General features: G+C 60.5%; 22 protein-coding genes and 1 pseudogene. 12 read left to right on the forward strand and 11 right to left on the reverse strand.

The features are described from left to right. Window positions 1–98 precede the first annotated feature (98 nt). Entirely contained in the window at window positions 99–2,654 is a 2,556-nt protein-coding gene (mutS, locus tag ROV93_RS00870) for a DNA mismatch repair protein MutS (protein ID WP_172412125.1), read from the reverse strand. 202 nt (window positions 2,655–2,856) lie between these two features. Between mutS and ROV93_RS00875 the strand changes: the two genes are divergently transcribed. The 4 genes from ROV93_RS00875 (at window position 2,857) to ROV93_RS00890 (ending at window position 8,185) form a co-directional block, all read left to right on the forward strand. After that, window positions 2,857–4,752: an integrase gene (locus ROV93_RS00875; protein WP_312538393.1), complete on the forward strand. Its 1,896-nt coding sequence runs from the start codon at window positions 2,857–2,859 to the stop codon at window positions 4,750–4,752. 11 nt (window positions 4,753–4,763) lie between these two features. Further along, window positions 4,764–5,537 carry a nucleotide-binding protein gene (locus ROV93_RS00880; RefSeq protein WP_312538394.1) on the forward strand — a complete coding sequence of 258 codons (774 nt, stop codon included), beginning with the start codon at window positions 4,764–4,766 and terminating at the stop codon, window positions 5,535–5,537. Between the two features lie 134 nt (window positions 5,538–5,671). Further along, the gene (locus ROV93_RS00885) at window positions 5,672–6,115 is read left to right on the forward strand and encodes a hypothetical protein (protein ID WP_312538396.1); all 444 of its coding nucleotides are present in this window, start codon (window positions 5,672–5,674) and stop codon (window positions 6,113–6,115) included. 342 nt (window positions 6,116–6,457) lie between these two features. After that, window positions 6,458–8,185 carry a patatin-like phospholipase family protein gene (locus ROV93_RS00890; RefSeq protein WP_312538398.1) on the forward strand — a complete coding sequence of 576 codons (1,728 nt, stop codon included), beginning with the start codon at window positions 6,458–6,460 and terminating at the stop codon, window positions 8,183–8,185. A 395-nt stretch (window positions 8,186–8,580) separates the two neighbouring features. Here ROV93_RS00890 and ROV93_RS00895 read toward each other — a convergent pair whose 3' ends face one another. The 4 genes from ROV93_RS00895 to ROV93_RS00910 all read right to left on the reverse strand — a co-directional run bounded on the left by ROV93_RS00895 (window position 8,581) and on the right by ROV93_RS00910 (window position 12,158). After that, the gene (locus ROV93_RS00895) at window positions 8,581–9,354 is read right to left on the reverse strand and encodes a hypothetical protein (protein ID WP_312538399.1); all 774 of its coding nucleotides are present in this window, start codon (window positions 9,352–9,354) and stop codon (window positions 8,581–8,583) included. A 112-nt stretch (window positions 9,355–9,466) separates the two neighbouring features. Next, a complete protein-coding gene (locus ROV93_RS00900; protein WP_312538400.1) occupies window positions 9,467–9,706 on the reverse strand; it encodes a hypothetical protein in 240 nt (79 codons plus the stop codon). 55 nt (window positions 9,707–9,761) lie between these two features. Beyond that, window positions 9,762–11,174, reverse strand: coding sequence for a hypothetical protein (locus ROV93_RS00905; protein ID WP_312538401.1), 1,413 nt, complete (start codon window positions 11,172–11,174; stop codon window positions 9,762–9,764). Between the two features lie 60 nt (window positions 11,175–11,234). Beyond that, on the reverse strand, window positions 11,235–12,158 hold the full coding sequence (locus ROV93_RS00910; protein WP_312538402.1) for a DUF4113 domain-containing protein: 924 nt from the start codon (window positions 12,156–12,158) through the stop codon (window positions 11,235–11,237). Between ROV93_RS00910 and ROV93_RS00915 the strand changes: the two genes are divergently transcribed. Further along, window positions 12,142–12,378, forward strand: a complete 237-nt coding sequence (locus ROV93_RS00915; RefSeq protein WP_312538403.1) for a hypothetical protein — start codon at window positions 12,142–12,144, stop codon at window positions 12,376–12,378. The two genes, ROV93_RS00910 and ROV93_RS00915, sit on opposite strands and share 17 nt — an antisense overlap. Before the next feature lie 99 nt (window positions 12,379–12,477). Here ROV93_RS00915 and ROV93_RS00920 read toward each other — a convergent pair whose 3' ends face one another. From ROV93_RS00920 to ROV93_RS00930, 3 genes are all read right to left on the reverse strand, one after another. Continuing rightward, a complete protein-coding gene (locus ROV93_RS00920) occupies window positions 12,478–12,978 on the reverse strand; it encodes a hypothetical protein (protein WP_312538405.1) in 501 nt (166 codons plus the stop codon). Window positions 12,979–13,002: 24 nt separating this feature from the next. Further along, a complete protein-coding gene (locus ROV93_RS00925) occupies window positions 13,003–13,386 on the reverse strand; it encodes an ankyrin repeat domain-containing protein (RefSeq protein WP_312538407.1) in 384 nt (127 codons plus the stop codon). Between the two features lie 127 nt (window positions 13,387–13,513). Further along, on the reverse strand, window positions 13,514–13,888 hold the full coding sequence (locus tag ROV93_RS00930) for an HNH endonuclease (RefSeq protein ID WP_312538408.1): 375 nt from the start codon (window positions 13,886–13,888) through the stop codon (window positions 13,514–13,516). 392 nt (window positions 13,889–14,280) lie between these two features. Between ROV93_RS00930 and ROV93_RS00935 the strand changes: the two genes are divergently transcribed. The 4 genes and pseudogenes from ROV93_RS00935 (at window position 14,281) to ROV93_RS00950 (ending at window position 16,858) form a co-directional block, all read left to right on the forward strand. Then, on the forward strand, window positions 14,281–15,225 hold the full coding sequence (locus tag ROV93_RS00935; protein WP_312538411.1) for a hypothetical protein: 945 nt from the start codon (window positions 14,281–14,283) through the stop codon (window positions 15,223–15,225). A 369-nt stretch (window positions 15,226–15,594) separates the two neighbouring features. Then, entirely contained in the window at window positions 15,595–15,852 is a 258-nt protein-coding gene (locus ROV93_RS00940; RefSeq protein WP_197656421.1) for a WYL domain-containing protein, read from the forward strand. Window positions 15,853–15,929: 77 nt separating this feature from the next. Then, window positions 15,930–16,202: pseudogene (locus ROV93_RS00945) on the forward strand (histone-like nucleoid-structuring protein); the annotation flags it as partial. Between the two features lie 248 nt (window positions 16,203–16,450). Then, window positions 16,451–16,858: a hypothetical protein gene (locus tag ROV93_RS00950; RefSeq protein ID WP_057502566.1), complete on the forward strand. Its 408-nt coding sequence runs from the start codon at window positions 16,451–16,453 to the stop codon at window positions 16,856–16,858. Window positions 16,859–17,096: 238 nt separating this feature from the next. Here ROV93_RS00950 and ROV93_RS00955 read toward each other — a convergent pair whose 3' ends face one another. Further along, window positions 17,097–18,326, reverse strand: a complete 1,230-nt coding sequence (locus ROV93_RS00955; protein WP_312538412.1) for an HNH endonuclease signature motif containing protein — start codon at window positions 18,324–18,326, stop codon at window positions 17,097–17,099. Window positions 18,327–18,690: 364 nt separating this feature from the next. Here ROV93_RS00955 and ROV93_RS00960 point away from each other — a divergent pair, with 364 nt between their 5' ends. The 3 genes from ROV93_RS00960 to ROV93_RS00970 all read left to right on the forward strand — a co-directional run bounded on the left by ROV93_RS00960 (window position 18,691) and on the right by ROV93_RS00970 (window position 23,575). After that, window positions 18,691–19,398, forward strand: coding sequence for an HNH endonuclease signature motif containing protein (locus tag ROV93_RS00960; RefSeq protein ID WP_312538414.1), 708 nt, complete (start codon window positions 18,691–18,693; stop codon window positions 19,396–19,398). A gap of 224 nt (window positions 19,399–19,622) precedes the next feature. Beyond that, the gene (locus tag ROV93_RS00965) at window positions 19,623–20,846 is read left to right on the forward strand and encodes a hypothetical protein (RefSeq protein ID WP_312538415.1); all 1,224 of its coding nucleotides are present in this window, start codon (window positions 19,623–19,625) and stop codon (window positions 20,844–20,846) included. Between the two features lie 275 nt (window positions 20,847–21,121). Further along, window positions 21,122–23,575: a KAP family NTPase gene (locus ROV93_RS00970; RefSeq protein ID WP_312538417.1), complete on the forward strand. Its 2,454-nt coding sequence runs from the start codon at window positions 21,122–21,124 to the stop codon at window positions 23,573–23,575. A 116-nt stretch (window positions 23,576–23,691) separates the two neighbouring features. Here the strand turns inward: ROV93_RS00970 and ROV93_RS00975 are convergent, their stop codons facing one another. Both ROV93_RS00975 and ROV93_RS00980 read right to left on the reverse strand, forming a co-directional pair. After that, a complete protein-coding gene (locus tag ROV93_RS00975) occupies window positions 23,692–24,459 on the reverse strand; it encodes a hypothetical protein (protein WP_143568479.1) in 768 nt (255 codons plus the stop codon). A gap of 86 nt (window positions 24,460–24,545) precedes the next feature. Beyond that, window positions 24,546–24,959, reverse strand: a complete 414-nt coding sequence (locus tag ROV93_RS00980; RefSeq protein ID WP_312538419.1) for a helix-turn-helix transcriptional regulator — start codon at window positions 24,957–24,959, stop codon at window positions 24,546–24,548. Between the last annotated feature and the right edge of the window lie 68 nt (window positions 24,960–25,027).

Here is a 25,027-nt window from a genome sequence, read left to right on the forward strand (position 1 = left end):
GGGGTCGTTGTGGAGCCGAGCATGGGCTCGGCTCTACAGGCAGGGCGTGAGTTGTAGAGCCCTGCCCGCGCTCGGCCCAGGCCTGCCAGCGGGCGCGGTTACAGCAGCGTCTTCAACCGGTACAGCGCCTCAAGCGCCTGCTTCGGCGTCAACTCGTCCGGATCGATCGCCGCCAGCGCTTCCTGCGCCTTGCTGGACGGCGCGCTGAACAGGCCGAACTGCTGCGGTGCATCCAGTGCCTGCGGTGCCAGTTCGGCCGCGTGGCTTTCACCGCCGCGCTGTTCCAGCTCGGCCAGGCGGCGACGCGCCTGCGCCACAGTAGCCCGCGGCAGGCCGGCCAGTGCCGCCACCTGCAGGCCGAAGCTGCGGTTGGCCGGGCCATCCTTCACCGCGTGCATGAACACCAGCGCTTCACCGTGCTCGACTGCATCCAGGTGCACGTTGGCAATGCCGCTGCGGCCGCCCTCGTGTTGTTCGTCGGCCAGCGCGGTCAGCTCGAAGTAGTGGGTCGCGAACAGCGTATAGCAGCGGTTCTGGTAGGCCAGGTGACGTGCGACCGCGTCGGCCAGCGCCAGGCCGTCGTAGGTGGAGGTGCCGCGGCCGATCTCATCCATCAGCACCAGCGAATGGGCGGTGGCGTGATGCAGGATGTAGCTGGTCTCGGCCATCTCGACCATGAAGGTGGATTGCCCGCGCGCCAGGTCGTCGCCGGCGCCGATGCGGGTCAGGATGCGGTCGATCGGGCCGATCACAGCGCGGCTGGCCGGCACGAAACTGCCGATATGGGCCAGCAGCACGATCAGCGCGTTCTGCCGCATGTAGGTCGATTTACCGCCCATGTTCGGGCCGGTGATGACCAGCATGCGACGGTCGGGATGCAGGTCCAGGTCGTTCGGTTCGAACGGCTGCTCACGCACCGCTTCGACCACCGGGTGGCGGCCACGCTCGATCTTCAGGCACGGTGCCGTTTCCAGTTCCGGCCGCGACCAGTCCAGCGCCTGCGCGCGCTCGGCGAAGGCGGCCAGCACGTCCAGTTCGCTCAGCGCAGCGGCGCACTGCTTCAACGGTTCCAGCTGTTCGCCGAGGGTGTCCAGCAGCTGCTCGTACAGGTATTTCTCGCGCGACAACGAACGGTCGCGCGCGGACAGCACCTTGTCTTCGAACGCCTTCAGTTCTTCGGTGATGTAGCGCTCGGCATTGGTCAGCGTCTGGCGGCGGGTGTAGTGCACCGGCGCACGGTCGGACTGGCCCTTGCTGATCTCGATGTAGTAGCCGTGCACGCGGTTGTAGCCCACCTTCAGGGTGGGAATGCCGCTGCTTTCGCGTTCGCGCTGTTCCAGGTCCACCAGGAACTGGTCGGCATGGGTGGACAGGCGGCGCAGCTCGTCCAGCTCTTCATCGAAGCCGTCGGCCAGCACGCCGCCGTCGCTCAGCTTCAGTGGCGGCATTTCGGCAATGGCGCTGGCCAGCAGCTGCGCGCACGCGTCATGCTCGCCCAGCGCGGCGTGCAGGGCCTGCAGGCGCGGCGAATCCAGCGGCGCCAGCACCTCGCGCACGGCGGGCAGCAAGCCCAGGCCATCGCGCAGGGTGGAGAAATCGCGCGGGCGCGCCGAGCGCAGCGCGACGCGGGTGAGGATGCGTTCCAGGTCGCCCAGGCGGCGGAACTGTTCGCGGATATCGGCGTCGCTGCCGCGGTCGATCAGGGTTTCCACCGCATGGTGACGCTGTACCAGGACCTCGCGCAGGCGCAGCGGGCGGTGCAGCCAGCGCCGCAGCAGGCGGCCGCCCATCGGCGTCACCGTGCTGTCGAGCACGCCCAGCAGGGTATTACGGGTATCACCGTCGACGCGCGTGTCCAGTTCCAGGTGGCGACGGGTGGCGGCGTTCATCGCGATCGCCTCGCCAGCGGTTTCCATCGCGATCGAGGTCAGGTGCGGCAGGCGCTGCTTCTGGGTCTCCTCGACATAGCCGAGCAGGGCACCTGCGGCAGCGGTCGCGCGCGGCTTGTCATCGATGCCGAAGCCGCTCAGGTCATGCAGCTTGAAGAAGTTCAGCAGCTGGCGGCGGCCGCTGTCGGCGTCGAACAACCAGGGGGCGCGACGGCGCACGCCGGTGCGCTGGCGCAGGAATTCCGGCCAGTTTTCTTCGTCGGGCACCAGCAGCTCGGCCGGCTCCAGTCGGGCCAGTTCGGCTTCCAGGGCGTCGTCGGTTTCCACTTCGTTGACCAGGAAGCGGCCACCGGCCAGGTCGGCCCAGGCCAGGCCGTAGCCCTGCTTCGTGCGCGACAGCGCCATCAGCAGGGTGTCACGGCGCTCGTCCAGCAGCGCTTCGTCGGTGACGGTTCCGGGGGTGACGATGCGCACCACCTTGCGTTCGACCAGGCCCTTGGCCAGCGCCGGGTCACCGATCTGCTCGCAGATCGCCACTGACTCGCCCAGCGCCACCAGCCTTGCCAGGTAGCCCTCGTAGGCATGCACCGGCACGCCGGCCATCGGAATCGGTGCGCCGCCGGAGCTGCCACGCTGGGTCAGGGTGATGTCGAGCAGGCGCGCGGCCTTGCGCGCATCGTCGTAGAACAGCTCGTAGAAGTCGCCCATGCGGAAGAACAGCAGCAGGTCCGGGTACTCGGACTTGGCTGCGAAGAATTGCTTCATGAGGGGCGTGTGCTCTGCACTGGCCTTCGATGCAGACGGTTTCGCTTTTGAATCAGTGGTTTGCAAGAGAACTTCCTACGGTTTGTAGCGGTCGATCCCGGCAGCTGACGGCGAGTAACGGGGTTCTTCGTTGCGCCGCTGTTGCGCTGATCAATCAAAGAGGATCAAATCGATGTTGCGACGGACAGACAGCGGATCGACCATGGATACGGTTGTTGCGGCGCAGGCAGAGGCCCCGCGCCGCCGAGGCACCAAGTTTAAGCTGACCTACCGGCAAATCTGCGAACTGAGCGTGGCTAAGGGCCCGGTCGAAGGCAAGCAGGGCAGGGTGGTCATCGCCCAACGTCCGTCGGCAGACGCCGGGAAGCCTTACCGCGTCTTGGACGGCAATCAGGGGGCGCCAACGGGCTTTGGCTTCTACGTGGGCACCACCCGCACCACCTATGAAGTTGTGGTCCGAGGCCCTGCGGGGGTTCGTCGGTTCTCCCTGGGCAGCGTCACCGACATCGGACCGGAGCAAGCTTACGAACTGGCGCGACGGAAGTTGGCGGTGGTTCGAGAAACGGGCGAGCATCCTTCGAAGGAAGAGGCCCGAGCCGAGCAGCTGGTGGAGCTGAAGGGGCTCACGCTGGCGGACTGCTTCACGGCTTACGTTGAAGACCTGCAGAAGCGCGTTCGCAACAAGAAAGCCAAGCCCGCCAGCATCCGGGCCATCCAAGACAGCTTGGCGCGGTTTGCTCGCCCGGAAGTCGGGCTGGCGGACAAGCCGATTCTTCAGCTTTTGGACAAGGACATCCACCGTGCGTTCGACGGCCTGCGGCGATCGTCCATGGTGCGCTCCAACCGGATCCCCACCCCGATGCGCCAAGCGCTGGCTGATCAGCCGGATTGGGCCGCGCTTTCCACGCAACAGCTCGAAGCGTTGGGCGTGACCGGGAAGTACATCCAGCGAGTCAAAGCGGCCGGTTTGGCGTCGACCGAGCACGCGTTCACAGACGCGAAGAGGGCGGTCGACCTGATGCTGAAGCGGGAACGCAAAGCGGCGGCTCAGCAGCAGCGGGAGCCGGTGCTGCGTTACAACCCGTTCCAGGTCATCCACGACGACGACATGTTGCGGGACTCGCAAACGCTGCGCCGCCACTACGAGCGTGCCGAGGTGCGCAACCCGTTGGGGGACGAGACGCTTCCCACGGTCCTCAAGGTGATCTTGGCCAGGCGGGACGAGCAAGGCGGCTTGAACGCCACCGGCGCGGACTACTTGCTGCTGACCTTGCTCTGGGGCACCCGCCGCGGCGAGGCCGCTCCCCTGCGCTGGTTTGACCGGTGCTCCCCGGGCGAGCTGCGCCAGTCGGAGGTGTCCTGGGTCTGGTTGGCAGCACCGGATGAGGTCAACCCTTACACGAGGCGGGCAGGCTCTCAGGTCTACCTGTTTGACACCAAGAATGGCGAGGAGCGCTACCTGCCGGTGGCCTACTTTGCTGAAAAGATTTTGCAGCGGCGTTACGACGAACGCACGGACGAAACCAAGCTCAAGCAAGACTTGGCGGACGCGCAAGAAGTGTTGGACGCCGCTCGAGCCAGGCGTGCACGTCGGGATCTGCTGGACCGGCTGGAAAAAGAGGTGGAGAGGGCACGCCGCGCGCTGGCCAAAACGATGTTTGTGTTTCCCGCCCGATCGGACCGAAGTACGACGGGGCATTACTCGGACAGTAAGAGCATCGTGGCAAACGTGCGGCGGGACGCGGGGTTGCTCGATCTGCGGGCAGAGGTGGACATTGGTCTGACCCTGCACGATCTGCGCCGGACGCTTGGTCGCTACGCGGCCCTCCTGTTTGGCGAGAGTCGAATCGTGTCCCAGCTGCTCCACCATCGCACGTTGGGCCGCGGCGAAGATCGCATGGCCGCTGTCTCGGAGCGCTACACCGAGCAGGAGTGGTCCAAGCTCCGCGAGGCAATGGGACGGGTGGAAGAGCACATGGTGGCCACGAGTCCCCGTGTTTGGAACCGCTTGAAGGGAACCGACAAGCCCCGGCTGGACGAGTCCGGCGATGCCCCAGTCTCCATATTCTCAGCAAGAAACCGGCGCGACGATAAGTAAGGAGCGACCCAATGGAATGCCAGCGTAAAGAAGAGGACTACCTGGAGCAGCGCTCTGCGGCACTGGATGCTGAGCTTACCAAAGCCGCCGCAGGCTTGCCGCCTCCTACGATCAGCACCAAAGCAGCGGCGCGTTACCTCGGGGTCCACTTCGACACGCTTGGCGAGTGGCGCCGCCGAACGCCTCCTGCAGGGCCGCCTTTCGTCAAAGGTGCCGGCCGCGCTGCTGGAGGGGCCAACGAGCACGTTCGTTACCCTTACATCGAACTCGTTGCTTGGCAGGCCTCGCGCGTGGGGCGCAGTGTCAAAGAGCGTCGCCTGATCGACGAACTGGACGCAGCTCAGCAACGGGTCCGCGAGCTCGAAATCGAGTTGGCCCTGCGGCAGGCGCGGGACGACGCAAGCCGGCTGCAGAAGAAGTTGGGCCGCATCGCATCGCTGGCCACGCTCGATGACATTGCCGTGGTTCCCCATGAGTGGGCATTGGTGGATGGCCAGGTGGCTGGGCATGTCTTGGTGGTGGACGACCAAGTGCTCAGCGGTGCGCTAGAACGTGGCGACGTGTGGGATGCCACAGTCGAGGTGGCCCTGCAGGCGCTTTGGGTCGACGGTGAGACGCGTGAGCCCTACCACTGCGCTTGCGCAAACGTGCTTCAGACGGTGATGCAAGAACTCCGCGAAGCCAAGGCTGCGCAGCAGGCAAGCGATTTGGAGGCGCGTTGGGCGCCGGGGGCAGTGTCTGGTGTGTCCGTGCGGCCTTTCGCCCGAGGCAAAGAAGTGTCGTGACGCGGCAGACGGGCCCGGGGGAGGCGACTAAGGGCATGTTTTATAGACAGCGCGCAATTGGCCAAGGCCGATGCCGTAGCGCGTGGCACCCACTTGTATAGGTGATGGTCCCTCAACTTCAGAGAGGAAAAGATATGAACGCAAGCATTGCAGCCGCCATGGGCTTCGACGACCTCTACGGGGGCAGTGAGGCTTTCCGCGAACGCTTCGATGAGATGCTAGACGCAGTGAAGGCGCTGCCAGAAGGCCTTCACGAGCGTGGGCGGTCACTGATGTATCCCCAGCTGCACAACGCTTGCGTGATGGGAGATGTCGAACTGGTGACAGCGCTCTTAGCCACCGGCTTGGACCCAGATGCGTATACCTACACAGACGACGATGACGATCTGCCTCCCTTGGTCTGGCTCGCCCGTGACATCGAGCCCGGTTTCGAGGTGAAGCGTCAGATCGCCGAGGCACTGCTTGCGGCGGGAGCAAGCGTGGAAGAGGGGGATCCAGAAGAGGAGGCTAAGGACGTTGGGGACGACGATTTCGCCAATTTTTTGCATGCCAAGAGTCGCTCTGGCGCGGTGTGCTGATACATAGTCACCCGCATTTCCACTTGTGCCATTCAAGGTCACTGAAACCCTAGCGGAGAAGAGATAATGGTCGAGCGGCCCACGGCCAATTCATTGTTTTGCTTCAGTGTTGAGGCCGGATGTGTGTGTCCTATCTTGTATCTCTCAGTTACAGACGCTCAATCGCTCTGTCAGTTGGGCTGGCGAGTAGAGCGGGCTCCCCTTGCTGGCATTGGATATCGCAAATTAAAGAGTACTTGCCGGGCGCAAAATGTAAAGTCATAGCTCAATCTTTGGGATGTAAAGCGAGATATTGTCACCGGCGCGGTGAGGTGGGTGTATTTAGATGGAGTGAGCTGCGTTATGAGTACCGAGAGGAAGGGCATGGAGGCGAGAAAGGTTTACGTTGTGTTCCAAGGCGGAGGCGCCCGCGGGGCAGTCCACGTTGGTGCCTTGAAAGCACTAGAGCTAGCAGAATTTCCGCCGAAAGATCTATCAAAGCCAGCAACGAGACCTGAGATAGTAGGAGTGGCTGGTACCTCGGCCGGATCAATTATGGCCGCATTAGTGTCTGCGGGCTATGAATCTGATCAGATCCTAGATTTGAGCGGAAAGAGTGATCATCACGTCTTGAAAGGGCTGGAAGGATTTTCTTCTGGCTCACTTGCCGGGCTCTTCACGGAGCGTGGATGGGCTAGGATAAAGAAGGCTAGGTGGATTGCAGAAAATACCGCCATTCTTAAGTTTATGGCGGTGGACTTGCTGGCTGGATTGGTCTTTGCCTTATTTGCGGCCCCTACACTATTCGCGCTTTCATTGAGGGCTACTGGGTTTCTGGTTGTATTTAGTGTGATTGTTGTGCTCTTAGTTGCTGGGTTGGTTTCATTTTTTAAGTTGTGCAAGTTGCTGAGAGAGGGGCTTGCTCCCCTTGATCAAGTTCGTGATGTCATTGATGAGGTGTTGGCAAATTCACCAATAAAGGACGGTATTTCCGGTGGGAAGGATATTACGTTCGAAGAGCTTAAAAATGCTGGTGGTAAGCCCCTCCGGATTGTCGCCACAAATTTGACAAAGAAGACGTTGCAGTTGTTCTCTGTGGATACTACTCCGGGGATTTCAGTTGCCAGCGCAGTGTGTGCTTCCATTTGTCTTCCTTTAATATTTAAACCGTATCCTATAAGGATGCCGGATGGGAGCATAAATGAGTTTGCGGATGGCGGGGTTGTCTCCAATCTGCCTCTGTGGGCTTTTGATGATGAGCGAATGTTCCAGCCAGATTGTTGGACGGTTGGGATTTCACTACGGTCTGCGGATTCATCCAGTGCTGCTTCCGGGCATTGGTTAGGGGCGATCATCGATGCCGTTGTGTCCGGTCCTCCGGAGATTCATGCTCGGAATATCCCAGGGCTGGTGATTGTCCCCGCGAAGACAAGGCTGCATCTATTGGATTTCGACAAAAGCCAGAAGTGCTATGTTGATGAGGCGGTTAATGTTGTAAATGAATCGACTATTGAGCTTTACAAGGCAGTTGCAACCCCATTTATTGAGTTAGTAGTGCAGCGTTTTGTAGGCTCACTTGAAGACACAATACGTAGCGCTTTGATTGAGGCGGACTTGCCGCATGACTTTACGCTGAAGGCGGCAATTGCCACGAGGCGAGGTGACGAAATCCTCAAGCTTTGGCCTAGGTTTGAGGTGGGATACGGCCCAGAAGAAGCGGCGGAGCGTCGGCGTCCTATTGCTAGGACTGTGCTGCGACAGGACAAGGTGTTCGTCCGGCAGGCTGAGAGACTGGGCGAGCAGGCGGATGATGATCTGTTCACAGATACTTCAGTTTGGCCACTGGCTGACAGCCTCTGGTGCCTGGCCATGCCTCTTGTGCTGGCAGGGGATACCACACAGCCGGATCCGCCTGTACTGGTGATTGAGTCATCGTCATTGACTCTGGATAGAATTTGCGCTATATACGGGGCGGGTGATTTGAAAAGTTCGTTCACCTCAGTGATCGATTCCGTCAAGCAGATTTTGTTAGCTGTGGATAAGGATTCGAAGCTGATCGATAGCGTCAGAGGTGCGCAGCTATGGAAATAAAACTTGATTCCAACGGCACAACTATCGGCCCCGTCTCGGTCGCGAAGCCCGAGAAAAAAAAGACCGTGGTCGTAAAGGTCAGGCCACAGTCTGCTGATGAACGCTCTTTGGCCAAAACTGTACACCAGTGGAACTTCAATCCGGTTACTGTGAAAAGCAACCCTCCTGAGTCAGGCAAAGTTGGCCAGCCGAGCAGGTTTGGGAAGCTATTTTCTTCCTTCCGGGTTAAGAAATGGTGATCAGTCATTACTTGAAAGAATGAAAGCGGGCCGTTCGCGGCCCGCTTTCTTGCTTGTGCATGGTCAACTGCTTCTCGAGCTGTTCCCGAAAGCCATCGTCGGCGTAGGAGTAGGAAAAGAACACAGTGGGCACAACGTTCTCCTGAGCAGGTGGAGTTATTGCGATTGCATGGGTGGACTAGCCTGATAAGACGCCTTTGCAGTTGATAGGTGAGTTCTTATTTCAACGCCATCGTTTTTGAGAATTCGCACCATCTTTAGCTCGCTGTCGTAGATTGCGATCCAGCTGTCGCTCGCCTCAACAACGCGGCCTCCGGCGAGGCGCTCAGAATCCTTCCAGAGTTCTGAGGCCTTTGCCGAGGCTTCCTCAAGAAGCAGCTCCTTTGTTTCGTCGGCTTTGCTTTTGCCAAACTTCTCCCCTACAAGGCCCGGCACGATGGCCAGCAGCAGGACAAAGCAACCGACGCTCGCTGCGGCAGAGAGGAACACCGCTGATCCCAGGAGCGCAACGATAGGTTGTCTGATCCAATAGGATCGCCGCTCAAGCCACCCTCGCATCGCTGTGTTCTCCTTGACGGGCGCACGGGCGATGACAATGGACAGCGTGGACATTCCGATCATGGTAAACACGATGCCCCAAGGAATGTCGCTGATCAGCCGAATGCCTTGGATGATGACCACGTAGTAACCATGGATGATTTTTGCATCGGTGGCCTGGGGGAAGAGGCCCGCAGGAACACCCATCTCCGTCAAGTAGGTCGAATGCGCGACATCACCGGCCAAATGAAGGAAGAACCCGATCAGGGTGGCCACGGCCAAGATGCCGCCCGCCATCGTTGTTAGCGCAGAAGCGATGTGCGAAGGCGACTTCGCGCCCGGATTGCTTGCCTCCTTCTTCGTCTGCTCCCCGTCCGCTCCAGTGTCCGCCATTCCCTTTCCTCGCTGATATACGTCCTAAAATCCTTGTGCCAGATTTAATGGACGGACGCAACGCAAAGGCCCCGCCGAAGCGGGGCCTCTTGATGGGAACATCAGGAAGCGCCTACCTGGATGAGGTCCGGCGCATCATGCTGTAGACAATTGCCACCAGACCGGGCACCACCACGTGCGCCGGCACGAGCGCTAGGACGAGCAAGCTGAAGATCGCCCGGACTTGCTCAGGATGCGGCAGCAGGTCAGCGAAGCCCAGGCCCAGAAAAGAAGTCAGATGGGCAGCCACCACGATCGTCCAGGTCAAGAAGAAGCCCTTCGCCTCCGCCGTGGCTTTTGTTGATTTCGTCACCGAAACCTACCGTGCTCGGCAGCTAAAAGCGAAGCCTGACCCTAGCGGGCGGTGATCAATGCCTTCGAGCCAATGCTGGTTCGGAGACTGCCTGGAGTAGATGTGCCGGGAACACCGTCGGCTGCATGTCGTGCTCCAGCAGCTCGGGTGTGACGTTGGCGGGAAGATGCTTGAATTCAATCACCTGATTGCCCTTGGTTCTGACGAGGACTCGGGTGGGTTGTGTGGCGTCGCTCAAGAGCGCTTCTCCATGAGCAATGATAGAGCGCTCTGCCCGAATGTCTTGATCAAGTGCGGACAGGGTCGAGCGCAGCTCTTTTGTCAGCTCAGTTCGGTGGTTAGCAAGCGTTGACTTGAGAACCATCTTGGAATCAACGCGCAGGATCAGATCGGTGACATTCTGTTCGAACACCGAGCGCAGTCCATCCGGAGAAAAGATCTGATCGAAATCGTGTTGGATGGTCCGATAGCGCTGCTTTTTCAGCAGTGGCTCTCCTTGCAAAACGGTAAGAAGGGACCACGCTTGGAATCGCACTCGTGAGCAGAGCAAAGTCTCCTGGAACAAGGTTTCGATCTTGCCAATTTCCTCTCGGATCTTGTCTGGAAATCCCGAGGCACCAAACGTTTGGGTGTCCTGAAGGTCGGATAGGGCATCGATGCGGTCTCTGAGAAGCTGATGGATCTCGTGCTTTTTATCCATCATCTTCTGATACTGATCTTCGAGCGTCTGCCGATTGTGAGTGGTGTGCTCGCCTTGAAGAATGGGCACGGAAACCTCTTTGAGCGTGTCCATTGCCCCCATTAAGGCGCCGCGACGCTGAGCGTCCAGTTTCCCCTCCACGCGATTGATCGTGGTCACGATCCCATCCAGCTTCTCGCTGATGTCAGCCAGGTGCTTTTGGGCAACCACAACTGAGGCAACCTGCCAGACCGCGGCTGCGTTCATGGCGTTGCTCAGGTTCTCGGGCTTGGTCAGCAGCCCGTGCTCCTTGATGCCACCGCTTCCGCCGTTTGTCATCGCCCGATAGGTTCCTTCGATGACATTGCCCGCTGCGTCTTTGGCGTTCAGCAGGGGACCGTTGATCGCCACTTCGAACACGTTCTCGGGCACGCCTTGGGCTGCCAATGCGGCAGTGGGGGCTGCTTGGAGCAACGCGTTCAGCCGACCCACGGCCTTGGGCGGTTTGCGGCCCTTTCCCGACACCTTTTCGAACAAGTCCGTCGGAACCTCCGTCACCGCAAGGGCGTTCTCGCCGGCGAGGTTCTGAACGATCAAGGAGGATGCCATTGGCGCTGGCAACGGCAGCCCAGTCGCTCCAGTGGGGCGGGTTGATTCGGACGTGCCTGCCTCAGGATTGACGACTGCCGATGCGGTGGTGGGCGGGCGGCGCCTGCTGCTGATTACCCATGCAACGGCGGCGCCGGCGGCGGCTGCCGCGAGCATGCTGAAAATCGTCTGTGCGTCCATCCTTCCCCCTGTTTCAATCCTAGGAAATCTACCTTATCGGCACGGCTCAACGCACCTTGATCAGCTGATCTCACCGGTCGTATAAGCCGGCGACAAGTTTTTCTGGTTCAACGCCCACACCGGCTTGGCCAGCGCCGGTCCCTTTGGTCGCCAGGCCGAGGACGCCATGCCCATGGTGCCTCGGCCGAACTTAGCGTTGGCTTGGTCCATCACCTTCATGAGCGCTTGCGATCGGGGATCTATGCCGGCGAACAGATCGCCTTGGTGGACGTCGTCGTGGGTGAGGTCGAGCAACCCCACCCCGGCTTTCTTGTAGCGGTAGCCGGTCTTCCACATGGCCTTGTCGGGATCGGCACGGGCCAGGTCTGCCGCGGTGAAGATGCCTTCAGCGCCCAGCTTGGCCGTGAGCTTGCGCCCCACGCCCCACACGTCCTCGACCGGATAGGTTTCCAGCTCGGGCGAACCGGGCAGAGCCGTGACCACCCCGTGTGGTGTCTTCTTGGCCAGCTTGTTGGCCAGCTTGGCCAAGGTCTTCGTGGGACCGATGCCCACCCAACACGGAATGCCCACCCACTGGAGGATTTGGGCACGGGCCTGGCGGGCCATCGCCTCGCATTGCTCCGCCGGCACGCCGTCGAAGGTCACGAACGATTCGTCAATGGAGTAGACCTCCACGCGCGGGAACCACTCCCGCAGCACCGACACGCCTCGGCTTGACAGGTCCCCGTAGAGGCCGAAGTTCGCCGAGAAGATTCGAAGCTGTCGGCGGATGTGAGACGGCACTTCGTGGATGGGCTGGCCAATCTTCACGCCCAGGTTCTTGCACTCCTTGCTGCGGGCGATCGCGCATCCGTCGTTGTTAGACAACATGCACACCGGCTGGCCGCGCAGCGACGGGTTGAAAACCCGCTCGCAACTGGCGTAGAAATTGTTTCCGTCAACGAGGCCAAATATGGGAGTAGGTGGTATGGCGAACTTGGACATGGAGTCATGCGAGTGGCTGATCGAGCACCAAAACGACCCGTGGGTAAAAAATCATCGCGCAGAACGATTGAAAAACTGCCTTGAGCAACAAAAAGCGAAACAGGAAGCCGAGGAGCAACGGAACATGCGTCGCAAGGCAAGGAGGGAGCGGAAAGCGCTGCAAAGGGAAGTGGCTGACGAGCTGAAGGCCGCGCCTACCCGTGGGCGGCCCCTCATGTAACTGCTGGCTGGACAGCCGCCCAACCCCTTGCCCCATTATGGGAGGCGTGGGCCGTGAAACCGATGGGGCGCTGGTCGGGACGGTTCCACGCGCAAACGTTTAGGGATCGGGTGGCCCGAACGCTCCTCGGTCCACGAGCGTGAGCAGCGTCCGTGCGACGTCGAGTGCGGCGTCGCCCCACTCATCGTCGTCGCCGTCGAAAGGTTGCTCGCCCGGATCTTCTTTGCCGCCGTGGAATAGGTTGTTGCGCACGCGCTTGGCCGCTTCCACTAAGGCGCGAGCGTCGGATCGAGCTTCGTTCGGTGGCTGCAGTGGGCGTGGTTCGAAGGTTGCCTGCCGCCGGCCCCCCGCATTGACGACCACTTGAACTCTTGGTCGCTCACGTGCCCTCTCGAGCACCTTCTGTCGGGTGAAGGCGTCGAGCTGCAAGACGAAGTCAGCGGCTGGAAAACCGTCCACTGCTGCCTTCACTTCGGACCAGTCCACCATTGCATTGCCATGCCGATCCGCCCTCAGAAATGCCTGGCGGCGCTTGAGCTGGTATTCGAGCAGGGCAAATGCTCGAAACAGAGGGATGGCGAGGTGGTCGGAGACGGGCATGGCCATATCGTAGACCAGCCTCTGCTACCCCGCAGCCTTCCACGGACGCCCCTGTAGGGCAGCTATGTCCGCCGCGTCCTCGACCCCTTTCATCCACCAGTGGGTGTCGTCCTCGGTAGCCGGCGCGCCGCGCTCATCCCGCAGGCGGTCCACTGCTTTGCACACGGCGAACTCGGCGTCACGCTCTCGGCTGCCCGGTGGCTGCGCGTGCGCCCGACCGTGGCGATATGCAACCAGAGTCTTGGCGCCCATGTTCCGGGCCTGGGCCAGCTTCGTGGTCACCAACGGATCAGCACCGTTGTCCAGCAACGCGCGAACGGTCGGTGTGTCGGCGGTGAGCAGGGCGACGTGGACCGGCGTGTAGCCACGGGCGTCGTGCGCCAATGGCTCACCGCCTACCTGGCGCATCCCCAGCTGTTGCACTCTCCACTCGCCGGCCCTAGGGACGACCGCTTGCCGCCCATCCGGGCTTCCCGAGACCTGCACGACCGCGTCCGCCGCGAGGCGCAGCGCCAGAGCGTGAGCGTAGCGGAGCTCATCCGGCGGGTGGTGGCGTTCCAGGTGCTTTGACACGTAGTCTGGCCACCACCGGCGGGTGCCACTTGCCCTTAGCTAGACGTTTCTGCACGAAGGCGCGGTAAGCCTCGGGGGAGGGCGGCGATTTGCGTTTGTGCCGGCGTGTGTTGCAAAGCCAGCAGGCGGCAGCGATGTTGCCGGCCACGTCCTTGCCGCCCTCTTGCTGGGCCAGCAGGTGTTCGGCGGTGCAACGGAGCGGCGTGGCCGTTTTAGCGCGCAGGCCGAACGGCTTTAGTTCATCGGGAGAGACGTTCCACATTGGCAAGCTGCAATAGCAGCAGCGGCCCTTCTGGGTGTGGAAAGCGGCGGTTCTCAAGCGTTGGAGTTTGGGCATGCTTAGATCTCAAAAGACAGGAAAAACCATCCCGTCGTCGCTTGTGCGATCGGTTCGGGAACCTGTTGCCTTGAGCTAAGCAGGCAATACGCCGGGGGTATTTCCCCTCGCGGCAACGGAGTTATCGCTCTCCAAGGCGGTGGGTGTCAAGATGTGCCATAAGTGCCCTTGGACTGCCCTTGACCAATTGATGGCCAGCTCTACTCCTTGGAAGCCCGGTTTCAGGAGCTGCTAACTTCGTTTTCTTACGGACGGATAATTTTGGATGGCGTTGGTCGGAGACGCCGATGTGATTGAAAACGAGGCGGGTGACCACATCGATCCCGTGAACCGTTGGATCAACATTATGTTGCGCCGGCACGGGTGCAACTTGGTGGCATTGAGGAGGGGCAGTGAGTCTTTCTAAGCGAATGATGGGGTTGGACGACGAATTGCCGGAGGTTGATTCGGAGGCTTTCAGCGACCTGGACACCTGCGAGATCGATGACGACTGGTTGCGCGCAGCCGATCCCGAGCAGCAATCGGTCGCGATGCGGCACTGGCTGATGGCCCGTTACTGCGATCCGGCTAACGAAACCCCCTATAACTCCGAAGTGGGCTACATCTACACCCGCGGTGGTCCCTGGCATCCCCGCGACGTGCTCATGGAGCGCTTTGAAGGGGTTGCCGACTTCGACACGATCGAGCAGCTGGTGGCCGACATCTTCACCGAGATAGGTGATGAGTTGGCACCGACAGCGCTCACCGCCGAGGAAGACTGGGATGTTGAGGTCGAAACCGCCGACAGCCCCATCCAAGATCTCCGGAAACGGTCGGGCGATCTGATTTTGGTGCTGCAGATGGAAGGGCCCGAGCCCGGCAAGTTTCAGGCAAGGAACTTGGTTTACGCCGCTCTGATCACCGCACTGGAAACTTTCCTGTGGGAAACGGCTGTGTGGTGGCTGGCCAACGAAGCTGGCAGCGTCGACCGTCTGGTGGCCGCACGGGCATCCTTCTCGAGTGATCGTCGGTTGAAAGACATGGTGGGCGGAGAACAGATGGAAATGGAAGGGCGACGACAGCGGATCCACAACGGCATGAAAGACATGGTCTGGCATCGCTGGCGCAGCAACTGGCCGTTCCTCGCGGCTCTGCTGGACGTAGAGATGCCTAGCCATGACACGTATGGCTTCACTGCAGCCGCGTCGAAACGACATGACATCGTTCATCGGTTCGGGCAGAACAAGGATCGCACCGAGGCCGTCTATGCGACCACCGCCGAGGTGGAGGCCCTGGCGGACGCCGTGCTGGCCTTCGCAGATGACCTGAGCGCCCGTATTGCGGCGAGAGGGCTTTGACATGTGCCACTCTGACGAAGACGAAGCGAGGGCTTTTCACGATAGGCGCGCGCCGTATTACGAGCTCGTCAAGGCCACAGCCTGATGCGTTTCAGCGAGCGTGAGATCGGCGCGTTGGTGTTGGCCCTCGCAGTGGGCGGTCTGCTGTTCGCATTGCTTGACGAACCCAACTTACCGTCGCGGTGTGCCGACGGTTGGCACTCGCCCTCTATCGGGGAAACCGGTGCGTGTTCACACCACGGTGGCGTTTTGCCTGGGCGCGACCCCACCCCATGGTGGAAACGCGCGCTTCCCATCGCGGCTGGCTTGGCGATTTTCCTGGTGCCGGCTTGGCGCAACGGGGCGTTTCGGCGCCAGAGGCATGACCCCATGGCCGCGTTCATCGATCCGGTGTCGATGGAGATTCGCCAAGTGATGGAGGAAGGCAGCGATGTTCGCTTCCTCTACACGAAGGAAGGGCAGGTGCCGCAGTGGCGCACCGTGACTCCCTTGGAGTTGACGCACCTGCACCGCGCCAGCCATGCGTCCCGGTGCGTATTGGCCTACTGCCATCTGAGGCAAGCCAAGCGTCACTTCGTCCTGTCCCGTATCGAGCAGATGAGTCGCGTGGCGGCTATGCGCCCGTAATCTAACTTCCGGCCACTATTTGGCCTCTACCCAGCCTATGGGCTATAACCCATGGCCCCCTTGAACGGAGGTGCCCCTTGGCCCTAACCACCCTGAAATCCCTCAACGCCGAAATCAAACAGCTCGAAGCCCAGAAGAAGCTGGTCGAGAAGCGCGACGGTGAGGTGCCCAAAGCCCTGGCGGTCCTCCAGAAGTATGCGAAGGTCCTCAGTCCGGCCCAGCGGCGGCAGGTGGCCAAGCTCATCGGGGAAACGATCGACGCCAAGCCGGCGCGTCCCGCCAAGGCTGCCGCGGGTCCCCTCAAGGGCCGCAAGCTGGGCAAGGTGGCGCCGAAGTATCGCCTCCCAAGCGGTGAGACGTGGGCTGGTCGGGGGTTGGCCCCCAAGGCCTTCACCGCGTGGGCCAAGTCCGCCGAGGGCAAGGCGTGGGCTCAGGCCAACCCCGGAGCGAAGTTCCCCCCGGCCGGAGGTACGGTGAAGAAGGCGCGCGCTAAGGTTGCCAAGAAGGCGGGCAAGCCGGTGAAGAAGGCCGCCCAGAAGGCCGTCAAGAAACTTGCGAAGAAAGCCGTCGCCAAGAAGGCCAGCAAGAAGGTCTGATCATGCGCGGCCTGTTCCCCAAGAAGAAGAGCCGGCTCTCGCCCCAAGGCAAGGCCATTGCAGCGGCCCACGCACTCCTGGACACCATGGAGGGCCGCCTTGACGAGAAGGCGGCTGGGCGCTGGTTGCGAGAAGAAGTCGGGCTTCAGTGGTCCATGCTGACCTGCCTTCAATACCTCTCTGGAAAGGAAGCCCTTGGCGCGCTAAAGGCGCTGCCCAACGATTGGTCGGAGCGCGGTCGCACCAAGCAGCACCTCCAAGCCGCTTCCATCCTGGCCGCCCATGCCGTCGCAAACATAAGGCAAGACGAGAGAATGCTGTGCGCCAGTGACTTTGCTCACGAGCTCAAAGGCAAAACCGTTGAGCAGTGGCTGGCTGAGAAATCCGACGCGGTCCGGGAAGAAGTCTGACATCCGACACTCATGGCCTCTGATGGCGGTCCGTAAGGCTTTCGTAACCATGGGGTGCCGTCTAGGCTATCTCAGCCGGAAACGGGAGACGGGGGCGAGGATCCCCACTCAAGCGCCGACCACCGGAGCCCCCACAAGGGGCTTTGTTTCACCGGTGTGTCGGCCGGTTCGTTTGGGAGGTACTGCAGTGCCCAGGTCGCGTCGGCGTCTTCGGATCATGCTTCGCTGAGCCCTGGACCTATTGCAGCGAGTGGCGGGTCTTGCATGCCGTCGCGTGCTCGGCCAGGTGAGCCGGGTTGGGGTGATCTCCTTTGGACACCGGCAGACGAAGCTGCAGGCCTTGAAGAGAAGCGTAGTCGGTGGCCAGGAGAGCCGGAGCGAGAGCCACCGTGTTCTCGGCCGTGATCCAAAGCAGTTGGCAATCGAACAGGGTGTGGAGATCGGCACGAAGGAGTAGGCCGTTGTCCATGCGGTTGGTGTGTTCGCCCCTGTAGGGCAGCACGTGCGCCGCTTCCAGCACCTCCAAGGCAGAGCACCCCGTGATGGCGCACTGGCGATCGTAGGCGTCAAGCAGGCGGGCGCGAAACAAGGGTTGGCCGCGGCGTTGCGCAACGCCGCGCATGGACCACACCCGGGCGTCGCGCTCATTGTCGATCGGAGGTGCATGCTCGAACGCGTCGGCCTGGCCTTGCGCTTCCGCACGCGTTTGCTCGTCCTGGAGCAAGGGCACGGCCACCCATTTCCCATCGTCGCCTTTCCGGAGATCCAGATGGCCGTGGACGGCTGGGTTGAACCGCACATAGCGGGCCCGCTCGGGAGGACCGGCGTCCACGATCTTGAACAACCGGTCGTGGGGGTGGCCCGAGTCGGTGCGCCAGTCGGATCGGTCGCGGTTGTAGTGGGGGCGGCTCGGGGAGTTGACCGTCAGGTGCTCCAGGTTGGCCCGCAAGTCGGCGAGGGGGTCCGAGGGGAAGTGAGTCTCGATCCATTCGCCCACCTCAGCCAGCGTTCCGCCCCCCATCGCTTCCACCGCTTCGGCAACCCGCCAATACTTCGCTCCTGCGGGGGGAGTGGCCGTCTCGTCGACGTGGTCGAACGCTAGCACGAAATGGTCACCGTCCAGCAGCTCCACATGGCCCACCCACTCGGGGCGCGCCTTGAACGTGTTGCGCGGGGCCTTGTCTGGATTCCGTTCGCGCTCGGCGCGGTTGTGTTGGGTCGCGACCACGGCCCGCAAGCGCAACCCTTCGCGGTAGGCCACGCCCAGGTGCTCCTTGAGCAAGTTCTTGCCCGCGCCATTCCACCGCGCGAGCGAATCATCGTAGAACCACCGTCCGTCGCGCGTGGCGATTTTGTGTTGCCAGAGGCTCACCACCACCTCCCGTGGATCAGCGGTGACCGCGGAAACCGCCCACGCACGATTGACCAGCTGGGCGCCGTAGCTCTGAAACTCCCGTTCGATACCCATGTGCTCCCCCTTATGTGACGCAAGTATCGCAATGTGCCGTAGCGTCTTCCAGCGGCGACGCCGGGCTTACCGATGCATTACCGCTTGCGTGCCCAAATCCTGGCCGGTTCGGCGTTGGCGTGGGTGCTCACCCTGGCGAGGCTGTCCACGTGAGCCGGCCACCTTACGTGCAGATGGCGGTTCGCGTGCCTCGGGAGCTGAAAGACCGGCTGGAACAGGCGGCAGCCCGGGAGGGGCTGCATGCCAGCGAGTTGGTGCGGCTGTTGCTGCGAGAAGGTCTGGACCAGCCACGGGCGACCTCTGCTGGCAGCCGGTAGGGAAAGCGGGCACCATTCTCGGGTGTCTGACAAAGGCGGGGTGGGGCATGGTCCGTCGTTATCCCTATGAACGCCTGGGAGATCAGGTCTTTTCCGACGGCATGATCGGTTGCCGGTTTCAGCGTGTGGACCTCAATGCACGTTTTGGGATCAGCGACGAGCTGAGGCAGTTTTTTACCCAACATGGGCGATGCGCACGCTGCAACGGAACGCTGGAGGATTGGAGCATTCACGAGGCGTGCAAGGCAGGTGCTCGCCGTTTCTTCCAGTCCTCCGATCTGGAGGTGCTCTTGCCCTTGGATACCTTTCATGTACATTGGCAAGTCCGCGTCCGAGAGACACGTCGACGAACGTCGTTTCACCGGGCCCTGAAGTCGAAGGCGGCGCCGGGCTCGCGCACCGCTGAGCAGATTAGGACGCTGCTGGCACTCCAGGAGCGTCGCTGCTACTACTGCTACAGATCCCTCGAGGGACCGGGTGGTGCTGTAAACGGCCCAGGCGAGCCCACCAGTTGCCACGAGGATCACTACGTGTCCCTGCATCACGGGGGGAGCCACTTCATCTCCAACATCGTGTTGGCATGTGTGAGTTGCAACTCGCGCAAATCGGATCTGCATGGGGACGATTTCGTTCGGGAGGCGCTCGAGCAAGCAACGCTGGCGAGACGCCGTCAATTGCTGCGTATCCACCGGAACCGAGCAGCGCATGCCTGTCGCTTGGTGGTTGAGGTAGTGGTGGATGCTGGCGACGATTGACCATTGGTTGCGGTCCTCTTGCCGGCGTTGAATCGAGGTGGTCAAGCTGAGGTGGGGGGGGCATGCACCGTCGGCCTTGATGTTGTCGGTTCTTGGCGAAACGGTTGATATTGCCTTCGTATGTGTGACTATTCGAAAGACGGCCGCCTGCTCGGTGGCTGCTGGGGGATGTTCTGGCTGTTATCCGATAAATATACCAGGGGGGGTATGTCATGCGATTGCCAATGCTTGTTGTGCTGGTTTTTGCTTTGATGGTTTGTTCCGGATGTGGCAGCTCTAAAAGTAACATTGTCTATCTCAAGGGCGAACGCAAGGCGGTTTTGACCGCTCCGGCCTTCTTCATGGATCGCCAAGGGGACCTCTACCCACCCTTTGATATCAAAGTCGATGTCGATCGCAATGAGTTTATTAGCAGCAGCGATGGGGTGAGAGGGCGTAGTTCGACAAAGGCCACGCTTCGGGCCTACTACCAACGGCACTTCGAAAAAGGGGATGAATCCTGGACGGCGTTGCTCGACGCAACAGGAGTCGATCCCAGTGGCGTCTTTGATCAGGACTGGGATCGCATCCAGGTCGCCCTAAGGAAGCGTGTTATTGATTGCTTCAAGGTTCCCGTCGGCCAGGAGGTGGTGCTCGTTATCCACGGGTTCAACAATGATCACGGAACAGCAAACACCTGGATGAGTGGGTTCGATTCCGAGGTGAAGAGGCGCCGGCCAGGTGCGCAAGTGGTGCGCATGTATTGGGATGGACTTCGTGGGAATGCAATGGGCATAGGCATTTGGGGCGAGGCTCAGTTCAATTCGCCGCGGGTGGGACAGAGTCTTCGCCGCATCCTCAATCAGGTGGATTCAGGAACGAAACTGCGCATCTTTACGCACAGTCTGGGTGGCTCCGTGGTCGCCAATGCATTGGGCAACGGGGGCGGGGCCTACAACGGATTCAGTCAGAGCTGGAATGCGGTTGTTAAAGAAAGAGCTGGAGCGATGGATGGGGAATGGCGCATCCCCCGGAACCTGACGGACCTGAGGGTGGCCATGTTGGTTCCGGCTCAGCCTCCGACTGCATTCAATGACTTTTCATTGGTTACGGAGGGGATGCAGCAGGGCGTGATCCCTTCCCGTATCGTAGTTGGAACCAGTGAGGGGGATATCGCCACGTCAAAATTTATTCTGCACTGTGGCACTTGGCGGACCGGCAATACGTGTATGCCGCTTCGCCAGCAAAAGACATGTCGGGAGCTTCGAAAAGTGTTTGATCAGCCGGGCGAAGCTTCGCGCGTGCGCTTGGTGAATTTCCCCAGGCCCATCAAGTGGTATCACGATCACGGCGTGCCAAGCTATGTGGAAGACAGAGCGGAGTGGAATGAGCTTCTGGAGCAACTGTTCGAGGACGATCCCCCGATCCCCAAGAGCACCGTTCGATTCTGTCCTTCCGTGGCGAGCTGACAAGCAGCTGCTGGGGTGTCAGTGTGTCTCTTTCCTGCTCTCCAGCCGCCTTTCTAGCCGACCATGTCTCGCTAGTGAGCGAGCAGGTGCTCGGGGGCGTTAGAACGTGGCGACGTGTGTGATGTCAGGGGCGAATTGGCACTACAGGCGATTTGGGTTGACGGGGAGGCCGGTAAGCCCCACTTCAACGCTTCTGGAAACGTGTGAAGGATGATCGCCAGTTCGCGGCCTATTTGGCTTCAAAGGCGGCGTTGTAGGTCTTTTTATCAGGAAGAATGGCAGATGCGCTGGAGTGGCCATCTACCAGCGGAGCGGGCCAGCAGTGCACATGGGAATCGATCAGTTGGGTGCCCGATTGGCCCAGTTCACTATTGCAGTTGAATACGGTTACAGGGGATCAAGAAATGCTGGCATGGCTAAGGAAGTGGTGGGGTCCAAACAATGATGGTTCCGCCGGATCGAAGACCAAAGCCGAGGAGCCGTTTCATTCAGAACTGGACACCGGTTCGGACACGGAGGAAGAGGGAGCACCTTCCGGTGATCAGTTCCTGGATGATCAGCCCATCACCGGTCGATTGTCTGATCGATTCAATCGGGCGCCGTTCGCGTCCCGGTTGGCTCATACGCTAGCCCAGCGCGCCGATCCGTCCAGCATCGTCGTTGGCCTATATGGCCCTTGGGGAGATGGGAAAACATCTGTCCTTGAAATGATGGGGGAGGCATTGAAGGAGTATCCGCGGGTCATTCTTGTGCGCTTCAATCCGTGGCATTTCCAAAGCCAAGACGCCCTGCTGCGAGGGTTCTTCGCGACACTTGCTGAGGCGATGGACGAATCCTTGCCCAATAAAATGGAGAGGGTGGGTGAGCTTCTGAAGCAGTACGGAGGGCTCTTGTCTCTTGCGAGCGTGACCTTCGCAGGTGCGGTTCAGATTTCCCCTGGGGAGGCCGCAAAGAGTGTGGGCGAGTCGTTGTCCACTGTGAGTCTGGAAGAGTTGCGTTCGCGAATAGATCGAATGCTGGGCCAATCGAATCGCCGCTTGGTGGTTCTCGTTGACGACATCGATAGGCTGGATCGCGAGGAAACCCACGCCATCTTTAAGCTGGTCAAGCTGTCCGCTAGCTTCAAGCACACGTCGTACGTTCTGGCCTTCGACGATGACGTGGTTGCGGCGGCGTTGGGTGAACGCTACGGAGAGGGCGGGGCCAAGGGAGGCCGGGCGTTTCTTGAGAAGATCGTCCAAGTGCCGCTCAACCTTCCCCCGGCAGATACCAACAGCTTGCGATTGATCGCTTTGGAGGGGGTTCAGAGGGCGGTGGATCAAACAGGGATTGTGCTCACCCAGAGTCAGGTGGACGCGTTCATTCGGCACTTTGATGACGTTATTGCACCGGCACTCGGCACGCCGCGAAAAGCAAAGCTTCTATCAAACGCTCTCCTGTTTGCCCTCCCGATTCTTAAGGGTGAGGTGAACACCGTCGATCTGATGCTCATCGAGGGGGTTCGGGTGATTTATCCAGGCCTGTACGCTGCAATCCGATCCAACCGCGACCTTTTTCTTAAGGGCGGGCGCGCAGGCGGGCGCGACGATAATCAGAAGAAAGAAGATGAAATCTCCGCTTTGCTGGAGAAATCGCTTCCTCACATCTCGGTCGAAGAGCGCGGCTGGATCCGTCGTCGGCTGCTGGAGCCGCTGTTCCCCAGGCTGGGAAATTCGATGTATGGCGGGGAGTGGGATTCGACTTGGGCTGCGGAGCAAAAGATCTGCGCGGGGGAGTACTTCCAGCGATACTTTGCCTACGGAGTGCCATTGGGCGACGTGCCTGATCGCCTGATTGCAGAGTTCATAGAAAGCGCGCAGGCGCTGTCACCCCCCGAAGCAAGGGAAGCGCTGGAACGGTTTGCAGAGAGGCAGGGCATGCCTCGCTTGGTTACAAGGCTTCGCCAGAGAAAAGAGGCTATCAACGCTACGGAAGCTAGGGCGATAGCACTCGCCTTTGCAAGGAACGGAGATCTCCTGCCGCGGGAGCGGGGCATGCTAATGCCACTGGATACGCGCGGTTCGGCGGCCATTCTCATCGCGGACCTGCTAAGAAGGCTGCCCGCGGGCAGCGAAAGGCAAGGAGTGGCTGAACAGGTCATTCGGGAGGCATCGTCGGTTGGGTTTGTCTCCGATTGCTTGCGTTGGATCCATCATTACGACGACAAGCCCGAAGACCGCCGAGTGCTTTCCGACGAGGGTGATAAGGCTCTCGCAAAGTTGGCCGTAGAACGAATCGAGGCTGAAAGCGCCGAAGCGCCATTCTTCCTTACCGAACCCAAGGACGCCCCCACGCTCTATTGGCTATGGTGCCAAGAGACATCGGATGCACATGTGCAACACGCGCTCCGTGCGCAGTTGGATACGTCGACGGACCGAGTGGATGCATTTTTGGCGTGTTTCGTGGGAGAGTCTTGGGGAGTTGAGAGTGGGATCCCCAGGCCGGGGGACTTTGATAGGCGCCAATACGACTCTGTTTCCAAGCTTGTTGGCGCGGACTACATTGCTGCCAAGCTCAAGGAGCGGTATGGGGCTGAATTGGATAGTCCTGAGGAATACCCTGCTGAGGGAATGGATCAACCCCGCCGAGTCGCGCATCAGTTCATGAACGTACATATCTTCGTTACTCAGGAAAAAGGCTCGTCGAGCGGCAGCGACGCAACTCATACAAGCGAAGAATCCATGAAGTAGTTTGTTCGAGTCATGGCAGGGGCACATGGCCATGGACGGCAGCCCCGCAGCATTCGATCCAGGTTAAAAGATTGATTTGCCCATGGTGCTGAGATTGCTCACGGATTCCATCGCGCTCATTCGGGTGCGATGGCACACAAGCGTCGAACGTACGTGGGATAGGTGCCAGAAGTGGCGCCGACTATGACTACATTGTCGTTGATGCGATGCGTTCTTTCGTCAGGTTTTGTGGTGCAGGCGGCGTCATCGTGGAGGTCCAAGAAGAGTGCTGACTTCCGGGCCAGAGCTTGCATCCAAGAAGGCACGATCGCGGGGCCGCTCGTATTCGAGATGATGAGTGCGATCGAAAGACCTGCAAGGACTCGTGCCACGAGGAGCAAGACGTCTTTGTCCTCCAGCGGGCCCCAAGTCAGGAATATTCTCGCTCCAGCCCAGAGCATTAGTCCTGCGGTGGAAAGTGTGCTGACGACAATCGCCACCACTGACACGACCCGAAGCACGGACAGCGGTAGCAGTAGCGCAATTGTGGTCGGAAAGTGCGTCGGGTCTTGGCCGGTCGCCTCGTTCACTGCCATTTTGCTGATGCCCGTTGCAGCTGCCAGTGCCATCACGCTCGCGCCGGTCACCAACAGCTTCACGAGAGGAAGCTGGAGCTTGGGTGTGACCCACAGGTATGTCTCGCGCAGAAAACCAAAAGCGAGAAGGCCGCTAGAGGCGTAGGCCAGGCAGCTGGTTGGCAGTCCGCGCGGGGAGGCGTGAAAGGAGGCGATGGCCATCAGCAGAAGCGCTAAACCTACCAAGTAGACTTTGATTGCTAGCGATTGGTTCTCCCACCAAGCAGAAAAACGCTGATAACAATTAAGGCGTTCCGCAGCATCGGACATCCACATTCCCCGCCCTCTCGAATGAAAGGAGATGGTCTCGTGCTGCCGTCGCAGTGGATGAGACTACTGATGCATCAAGGCGGCGGTCAGGCCTTTTCAGAGTCCGCCAAGAGGCGGTCAATGGCTTGCTTTCGCTTTCCTGGGGGAAGTGCGGTCAGCTCTTCTAGGGCTTGAGACAGCTTGACCTGCTGGGCCTCGCTTTGAACGCCCAACGCCAAAATCGCGTCGGCCATCGCCGGCGTCGTCGCCAGCAGGTAGGCCGGCGGCACGTCCAGTGCCTGCGCGAGCTCAAACAGTGCTTCGAGGCTGATAGACATCGCCCCCGACTCGTAGCGGGAGATTCGTGCCGACGCCGTGTCTTTGTCCAGCCCCATTCGCATCCCCACTTCCCGTTGGCTCAGGCCCCGCCATTCGCGGGCTTGACGCAAGCGCGCGGCCACGATCGCTCGCGGAGTTGTCGGCGTAGTCACAGGCTGAACGGATGCAGTGCAGGCATGCACCGATGATGACCCAAGCCCTACGTCAGGGGTAGACGCTACGTGTCACGTAAGTCCGTGGCAAGTCCGTC

The organism is Stenotrophomonas maltophilia group sp. msm4 (genome assembly GCF_032025605.1).
In the GTDB taxonomy this organism is placed as follows: Bacteria; Pseudomonadota; Gammaproteobacteria; order Xanthomonadales; family Xanthomonadaceae; genus Stenotrophomonas; species Stenotrophomonas sepilia.